Origin of the sequence: Streptomyces sp. NPDC046862 (assembly GCF_040704615.1) — a bacterium.
In the GTDB taxonomy this organism is placed as follows: Bacteria; Actinomycetota; Actinomycetes; order Streptomycetales; family Streptomycetaceae; genus Streptomyces.
In genome coordinates this window covers 104,013-112,155 of sequence record NZ_JBEYXP010000042.1, presented here as the reverse complement: position 1 = coordinate 112,155, position 8,143 = coordinate 104,013, and the positions used below count along the sequence as shown (strand labels likewise).

The window sequence follows — 8,143 nt, the reverse complement described above, 5'->3', positions numbered from 1 at the left end:
TTTTCTACCCCCTCCCCAAAACCCCCGGGGGGCCCCCCCTGGGGCGGGGGGCCCCCCCAGTGCTTTTAAGGGGCGCGGGGCTGTGTCAGATATGCGGCTCCTCCCCCACTCTCGGCTTCGCTCGAGCGGGGGGACCCCCATCGTGGGCGCGATCAACCACGACGAACCCGCAGCCGACAACCAACCGCGAGCTCAACGGCGACTAGTCACCGTTACCAGGCATAGGCGTCGTCTTCTGAATCTGAAGCAGGAACTCCGCGTTCGACTTCGTCTGCTTCATCTTGTCGAGCAGCAGCTCGATCGCCTGCTGCTGGTCGAGCGCGTGCAGCACCCTCCGCAGCTTCCAGACGATCGCGAGCTCCTCGTTGCCGAGCAGGATCTCTTCCTTACGCGTACCGGACGCGTCGACGTCCACCGCCGGGAAGATGCGCTTGTCGGCGAGCTTCCGGTCGAGCTTGAGCTCGGCGTTACCCGTGCCCTTGAACTCCTCGAAGATCACCTCGTCCATGCGGGACCCGGTGTCCACCAGGGCGGTGGCGAGGATGGTGAGCGAGCCACCGTCCTCGATGTTCCGCGCGGCACCGAAGAAGCGCTTCGGCGGGTACAGCGCGGTGGAGTCCACACCACCGGACAGGATGCGGCCGGAGGCGGGCGCGGCCAGGTTGTACGCACGGCCCAGACGGGTGATGGAGTCGAGCAGCACCACCACGTCGTGCCCGAGCTCCACGAGCCGCTTGGCGCGCTCGATGGCGAGCTCGGCGACCGTGGTGTGGTCCTCGGCCGGGCGGTCGAAGGTCGAGGAGATGACCTCGCCCTTGACCGACCGCTGCATGTCGGTGACCTCTTCCGGACGCTCGTCGACGAGGACGACCATCAGGTGGCACTCGGGGTTGTTGTGCGTGATGGCGTTGGCGATCGCCTGCATGATCATGGTCTTGCCGGTCTTCGGCGGGGCCACGATCAGACCGCGCTGGCCCTTACCGATCGGCGCGACGAGGTCGATGATGCGGGTGGTCAGCACGCCCGGGTCCGTCTCCAGGCGGAGGCGGTCCTGCGGGTACAGCGGCGTCAGCTTGTTGAACTCCGGGCGGCCACGGCCGTGTTCGGGGGCCATGCCGTTGACGGAGTCCAGACGGACCAGCGCGTTGAACTTCTCGCGGCGCTCGCCCTCCTTCGGCTGACGGACCGCGCCGGTGACGTGGTCGCCCTTGCGCAGGCCGTTCTTGCGGACCTGGGCGAGGGAGACGTAGACGTCGTTCGGGCCCGGCAGGTAGCCCGAGGTGCGGATGAAGGCGTAGTTGTCGAGGATGTCCAGGATGCCCGCGACGGGGATCAGGACGTCGTCATCGGTGAGCTGCGGCTCGGCGGCGATGTCGTCGCGGCCGCGGCGGCCACGGCGGTCGCGGTAACGCCCGCGACGGCCACGACGGCCACCGTCGAAGTCGTCGTCGTCCTGCTGCTGCTGACGGTCCTGGCGGTCCTGACGGCCGCCACCCTGCTGACCCTGCTGGCCCTGCTGGCCCTGCTGGCCCTGCTGGCCCTGCTGCTGGCCACGCTGCTGCTGGCCGCCCTGCTGGTCGTCGCCCTTGCCACGGCCACGGTCCCGGTCCCCCCGGTCCCGGCCGCGCTCGCGGCGGTCACGGCGGCCCTGACGGCCCTCGCCGCCCTGGTCACCGGCGTCGGAGCGGGCCTCGCCCTGCGGCTGGGCCTGCGCCGGGGCCGGGGTCTCGGCCTTGGGCTCGCTCTTGGCCTCGGCGGTGACCGTCTCGGGGCTGCCGGCCTCGGCGGTGGCCCGACGGCGGCGGCCCCCGGTGGGCGCGTCCTCGCTCGACGGCTGCGGCTGGCCGGGAATCTCGATCTGCTGCTGGGCCACGGCCTTCTCGGCGGGCGCCTCGGCCTTCGCGGCGGCCTTCTTGTCCGCCTTCTTCTCGGCGGGAGCCTCGGCCTTCGCGGCGGGGGCGTCCTCACCCGTGCGCGCCTTCGAGGTGGCGCGGCGCTTCGGCTTGGTCTCGGCGGTGGCGTCGGCCTTCGCCGGGGCACCCCCGGCCGCCTGCGCCTCCTTGATGACCTCGATCAGCTGGCTCTTGCGCATACGCGCGGTGCCCCTGATACCGAGGCCGGATGCGACCTGCTGCAGCTCGGCCAGCACCATGCCCTCGAGGCCGGTACCGCGGCGCCGCCGGGAGCCGGCACCGCTGGCAGGCGCGGAGGCGTCCGTGGCGGGCGCGGCAGCGGTCTCCTCGACACGTGCGCCCATCAGATCGGTGGTGTCGCTCACGAAGGGTCCTTCCCTGGAGCGGACGTCGGCCTGTCTGGCTCGGCGACCGTTTGTGCTGTCCGGCTTCGGTCCTTGTTGTGTGGACCGTGCCGGGGCGGTGGTCCGCCAAAGGCGGCGGAGGTGATTTCTGTGATTCGGCGCTTCCCCGAGCCGTGGCACTGAGTGTCTGTGTCACGCGGCTCGGTCACGCCGATTCCGGAGCGTGCTCGACAGATCGCTCAGCGCCTGCGTACGACGTACTGCGTGACGTACGAGACACGGTGCGATTTGGGAGGCTCCCGGAAGAAAGGTTGTCCCGGACGGGGACACGAAGCACCTCGCCATGGTGGGGTCGGGTGCAGACTTGAGGTTAACACTACCGGATCCAACAAACATTCCCCCTCTCGAAATCCGGCAACCGCGCGCCTTTAATCAACACCGGAGGTGGCGAGCGGCAGCACGCTCGCCCCCTGGGCGTCGAGTTCCAGCCGGTTGGCGGCCCAGCCCGCGCCGGCCAGATGAGCCACCTTGTCGGCGCTGTCGCCGTCGACCAGCGCGAGGACCGTGGGTCCGGCGCCGGAGATCACCGCGGGGACTCCGTCGGCCCGCAGTCGCTCCACCAGGGCGGCGCTGTCCGGCATGGCCGGGGCGCGGTACTCCTGGTGCAGCCGGTCCTCGGTGGCGGGCAGCAGCAGCTCGGGGCGCCTGGTCAGAGCCTCGACGAGCAGCGCGGCACGGCCCGCGTTGACGGCGGCGTCGACGTGCGGGACGGTGCGCGGGAGCAGTCCGCGGGCCGTCTCCGTCAGTACCGGCTTCCCCGGTACGAAAACCACCGGAACGATGGAATCGGCGGGCTCCATCCTGATGGCCCGCGCGGCTCCGCCCTCCATCCAGGAGAGCGTGAAGCCGCCCAGCAGACACGCCGCGACATTGTCGGGGTGGCCCTCGATCTCGGTGGCCAGTTCGAGCAGCGCGGTGTCGTCGAGCCGGGAGTCGCCGCCTATGGTCACGGCGCGCGCGGCGACGATGCCGGCGCAGATGGCGGCGGAGGAGGAGCCCAGGCCGCGGCCGTGCGGGATGCGGTTGGCGCAGACGATTTCGAGGCCGCGGGGCTGTCCCCCGAGCAGGTCGAAGGCGGTACGAAGGGATCGGACGAGAAGGTGACTCTCATCACGCGGGAGTGTCTCGCCACCCTCACCCGCGATGTCGATGTGCAAGCCGGAGTCGGCCACCCGGACGACCACGTCGTCGTAGAGACCCAGCGACAGGCCGAGGGCGTCGAAGCCCGGACCGAGGTTGGCGCTGGTGGCGGGGACGCGCACCCGGACGGCGGCGGCGCGGAACGCTGGACCGGCCATCGCTCGATGACTCTCCTTGAGCTGCGAGATTGTCGAATGACGTTCGATTGACATTCGATGCGTACGAAGACCCCTCAGGCCGCTGCCGACGGGATCCGGGGATCACTGTCGACGACGCGACACCGCGGCATATGCGGCGGGCGGGTTCGGTACAGCCTATCGAAGGAAGGTTCTGTGGCGACATAGGGCGCACAGGAGGCGCACGATGCGTGTCGTAAGCCCCCCGTGCCCCCCGTGTCGGGTGCCATGCGGGGTTATCCCCCAGGCGGGCCCTCCTTACGCCGGAACGCGGTGCCCCGCACGCCTTTGCGCGGCGCATGGGCGCGGTGCGCGGTGGTGCGGGAGGGTGAGGTGGCGCCCCGTAAGGGGCGCGGGGCTGTGCCGATATGCGGCTCCGCCGCGGGGCGCGACCAGCCCCCACCGACCCGCAGGTTCATCACTTCCGTACTGTCCCGGCTCCCAGCGGAGCGCTCAGGCAAGGCCGAGTCGCTCGGCCGCCGTGGCCGCGTCCACCGGGACGGTGACCGGCTGGGGGGCGCCGGCGACGGCCCAGTCGGGGTCCTTGAGGCCGTTGCCGGTGACCGTGCACACGATGGTCTGCCCGGGGTCGACCTTGCCCTGCTCGGCGGCCTTCAGCAGACCGGCCACGGACGCGGCGGAGGCGGGCTCGACGAAGACACCCTCCTGCGCGGCCAACAGCCGGTAGGCGCGCAGGATCTCACGGTCCGTCACCTCGTCGATGAAACCGCCCGACTCGTCCCTCGCCGCCAGCGCGTACTGCCAGGACGCGGGGTTGCCGATACGGATCGCGGTGGCGATGGTCGACGGGTCCTTCACGACCTCGCCGCGCACGATCGGGGCGGAGCCGGAGGCCTGGAAACCCCACATCCGGGGAGTCCGCGCCGCGATCCCGTCGGCCGCGTACTCCTTGTAGCCCTTCCAATAGGCCGTGATGTTGCCCGCGTTGCCCACCGGCAGGACGTGGATGTCGGGGGCGTTGCCCAGCATGTCCACGATCTCGAAGGAGGCCGTCTTCTGGCCCTCGATACGTACCGGGTTGACCGAATTGACCAGCGCGACGGGGTAGTTGTCGGACAGCTCACGCGCGAGGGTGAGGCAGTCGTCGAAGTTGCCGTCGACCTGGAGGATCTTCGCGCCGTGCACGAGGGCCTGGCCCATCTTGCCGAGCGCGATCTTGCCCTGCGGCACGAGCACGGCGGACACCATCTGGGCCCGTACGGCGTACGCGGCGGCGGAGGCGGAGGTGTTGCCGGTCGACGCGCAGATGACGGCCTTCGCACCCTCCTCCTTGGCCCGGGTGATGGCCATCGTCATCCCGCGGTCCTTGAAGGAACCGGTCGGGTTCGCGCCCTCCACCTTGAGGTGAACGTCACAGCCCGTGCGCTCGGAGAGCAGCTGCGCGGGCACGAGGGGCGTACCGCCCTCGCGGAGCGTCACGACCTGCGTGGTGTCCGAGACCGGCAGCCTGTCCCGGTACTCCTCGATGATTCCGCGCCACTGGTGGGTCATTGCTCGTTACTCTCCTTCAACCCGCATGATGCTGGCGACACCCCGCACGGTGTCGAGGTTGCGCAGCGCCTCGACGGTCCCGCCCAGGGCGGCGTCGGACGCTCGGTGGGTGACGACGACGAGAGAGGCCTCGCCGTCCTTGCCCTGCTGGCGAACCGTATCGATCGACACGCCGTGCTCAGCGAAAACGGTGGCGACCTGGGCGAGAACACCCGGTTTGTCGGCGACGTCGAGGCTGATGTGGTAGCGCGTGACGACCTCACCCATGCCCGAGACGGGCAGGGCCGCGTACGCGGACTCACCGGGCCCGGTCGCCCCGTTCAGCCGGTTGCGGCAGACGGCGACCAGGTCACCCAGGACCGCGGAGGCCGTCGGGGCACCGCCCGCGCCCGGCCCGTAGAACATCAGCTGCCCGGAGGCGTCCGACTCGACGAACACGGCGTTGTACGCGCCGCGCACGGAGGCGAGCGGGTGGGTCAGCGGAATCATGGCCGGGTGGACGCGCGCGGTCACGGAGGCACCGTCCTCGGCCCGCTCACAGATGGCGAGCAGCTTGATGGTGCAGCCCATCTCCTTGGCGGAGGCGAAGTCGGAGGCGGTGACCTCGGTCATGCCCTCGCGGTACACGTCGTCGAGCCGTACCCGCGTGTGGAAGGCGATCCCGGCGAGGATGGCGGCCTTGGCGGCGGCGTCGAACCCCTCGACGTCGGCGGTGGGATCGGCCTCGGCGTACCCGAGCGCGGTGGCCTCGTCGAGGGCCTCCTGGTAGCCCGCCCCCGTGCTGTCCATCTTGTCGAGGATGAAGTTCGTCGTCCCGTTGACGATCCCGAGCACCCGGTTGACCTTGTCGCCGGCGAGCGACTCGCGCAGCGGGCGGATCAGCGGGATGGCACCGGCGACGGCGGCCTCGTAGTAGAGGTCCGCGTCGTGGTCCTCGGCGGCGGCGTGCAGGGCGGCGCCGTCCTGGGCGAGCAGCGCCTTGTTGGCGGACACGACGGAGGCGCCGTACTCGAAGGCGGTGGTGATGAGGGAGCGCGCGGGCTCGATCCCTCCGATGACCTCGACGACGACGTCGATGTCCCCGCGTTTGACGAGGGCGGTGGCGTCGGTGGTGACGAGTTCGGCGGGGATGCCCTCGCGCACCCTGGAGGGCCGCCGTACGGCCACGCCCGCGAGCTCGACCGGGGCACCGATCCGGGCGGCGAGGTCGTCGGCGTGCGTCGTCATGATGCGCGCCACCTCTGAGCCGACAACCCCACAGCCCAGCAGCGCCACCTTCAGCGGACGCGTACGCATCATCCGACCTCGTTTCCTCACATACCGAATACGGTGGGACCAGTCTCACTCACCGGACGGGAGTTTCTGCCCTCCGTCCGGATCGTGAGATATCTATTTCACCTTCTTGACCGGGGAAGACAGGAGATCTTCCGCCGACGTGTGTGGGGCGTTCAGGCTTTGCTCAGGCTTTCATACCGGCATTCATGTGGGAGTTCATATGGACGTTCATAGTGGCGCTCGTATGGGCGCTAACGCGGCCGGGGTGCACCCCGGGCCCCGGGGTGCACCCGGGGGCGGTGCCGGGATACGGCCTGGGCTCAGCCGACGTCGAGGCGCAGGAGGTCCTCTTCCGTCTCACGGCGGACGATCACCCGGGCCTCGCCCTCGTTGACGGCGACGACGGGCGGGCGGAGCGCGTGGTTGTAGTTGCTGGCCATGGAGCGGCAGTACGCGCCCGTGGCGGGCACGGCGACGAGGTCACCGGGTGCCAGGTCGGCGGGCAGGAACGCGTCCTTCACGATGATGTCCCCGCTCTCGCAGTGCTTGCCGACGACGCGGGCGAGCATGGGCTCGGCGTCGCTGGCCCGGGAGACCAGGGCGACGCTGTACTCGGCGTCGTACAGCGCGGTCCGGATGTTGTCGGACATGCCGCCGTCGACGGAGACGTACGTGCGGAGCCCGTCGAGCGGCTTGATGGTGCCGACCTCGTAGAGGGTGAAGGCGGTCGGCCCGACGATCGCGCGCCCGGGCTCGACGGAGATGCGGGGGGTACGCAGGCGGGCTCCCTCGCACTCACGGTTGACGATCTCGGTGAGCGCCTTGGCGATCTCGTGCGGCTCGCGGGGATCGTCGTCACTCGTGTACGCGATACCGAGCCCGCCACCGAGGTCGATCTCGGGAAGCTCGACGCCGTGCTCGTCACGGACGTCCTTCAGCAGCCCGACAACCCGGTGGGCGGCGACCTCGAAGCCCGACGTGTCGAAGATCTGGGACCCGATGTGGCTGTGGATGCCGATGAGTTCGAGCCCGTCGAGCTGCAGGGCACGCCGTACGGCCTCGGCGGCCTGCCCGCCGGCCAGCGGGATCCCGAACTTCTGGTCCTCGTGGGCGGTGGCGATGAACTCGTGCGTGTGCGCCTCCACTCCGACGGTGACGCGGATCTGCACCCGCTGCCGCTTCCCGAGCTCCTGGGCGATGTGCGCGACCCGCACGATCTCCTGGAAGGAGTCGAGCACGATCCGCCCGACGCCGGCCTCGATGGCCGTACGGATCTCGGCCGTGGACTTGTTGTTGCCGTGGAAGGCGATGCGGTCGGCGGGCATGCCGGCGGAGAGGGCGGTGGTGAGCTCACCGCCGGAGCACACGTCCAGGTTGAGCCCTTCCTCGTGCAGCCAGCGCACGATGGCGCGCGAGAGGAAGGCCTTTCCCGCGTAGAAGACATCGGCGTCGTGCCCGAAGGCGGTGCGCCAGGCGCGCGCCCGGGCCCGGAAGTCGGCCTCGTCGACGAAGTAGGCGGGCGTGCCGAACTCCTCGGCCAGCGCCTTCACATCGACCCCGCCCACCGTGACGACGCCGTCGGCGCCGCGGCTGACGGTCTGGGCCCACACCTTGGGGTCGAGTGTGTTGAGGTCGGCGGGCGGGGCGGAGTAGTGGCCCTCGGGGAGGACGTCGGCGTGACGGGGCCCTGCGGGGTGTGCGGAACGACTCATGTTCTTGGCTG

5 protein-coding genes are annotated in these 8,143 nt (G+C 70.3%); all 5 read right to left on the bottom strand.

Annotation, left to right across the window (positions count from 1 at the left end):
• Window positions 1–202: 202 nt before the first annotated feature.
• Entirely contained in the window at window positions 203–2,278 is a 2,076-nt protein-coding gene (gene rho, locus AB0959_RS36695) for a transcription termination factor Rho (RefSeq protein ID WP_366831085.1), read from the bottom strand.
• A gap of 407 nt (window positions 2,279–2,685) precedes the next feature.
• Window positions 2,686–3,615, bottom strand: coding sequence for a homoserine kinase (thrB, locus tag AB0959_RS36690; RefSeq protein WP_366831084.1), 930 nt, complete (start codon window positions 3,613–3,615; stop codon window positions 2,686–2,688).
• A 471-nt stretch (window positions 3,616–4,086) separates the two neighbouring features.
• On the bottom strand, window positions 4,087–5,145 hold the full coding sequence (thrC, locus tag AB0959_RS36685) for a threonine synthase (RefSeq protein ID WP_366831083.1): 1,059 nt from the start codon (window positions 5,143–5,145) through the stop codon (window positions 4,087–4,089).
• 6 nt (window positions 5,146–5,151) lie between these two features.
• The gene (locus tag AB0959_RS36680; RefSeq protein ID WP_366831082.1) at window positions 5,152–6,444 is read right to left on the bottom strand and encodes a homoserine dehydrogenase; all 1,293 of its coding nucleotides are present in this window, start codon (window positions 6,442–6,444) and stop codon (window positions 5,152–5,154) included.
• A 296-nt stretch (window positions 6,445–6,740) separates the two neighbouring features.
• Window positions 6,741–8,132, bottom strand: coding sequence for a diaminopimelate decarboxylase (gene lysA / locus AB0959_RS36675; RefSeq protein WP_366831081.1), 1,392 nt, complete (start codon window positions 8,130–8,132; stop codon window positions 6,741–6,743).
• Window positions 8,133–8,143: the final 11 nt, after the last annotated feature.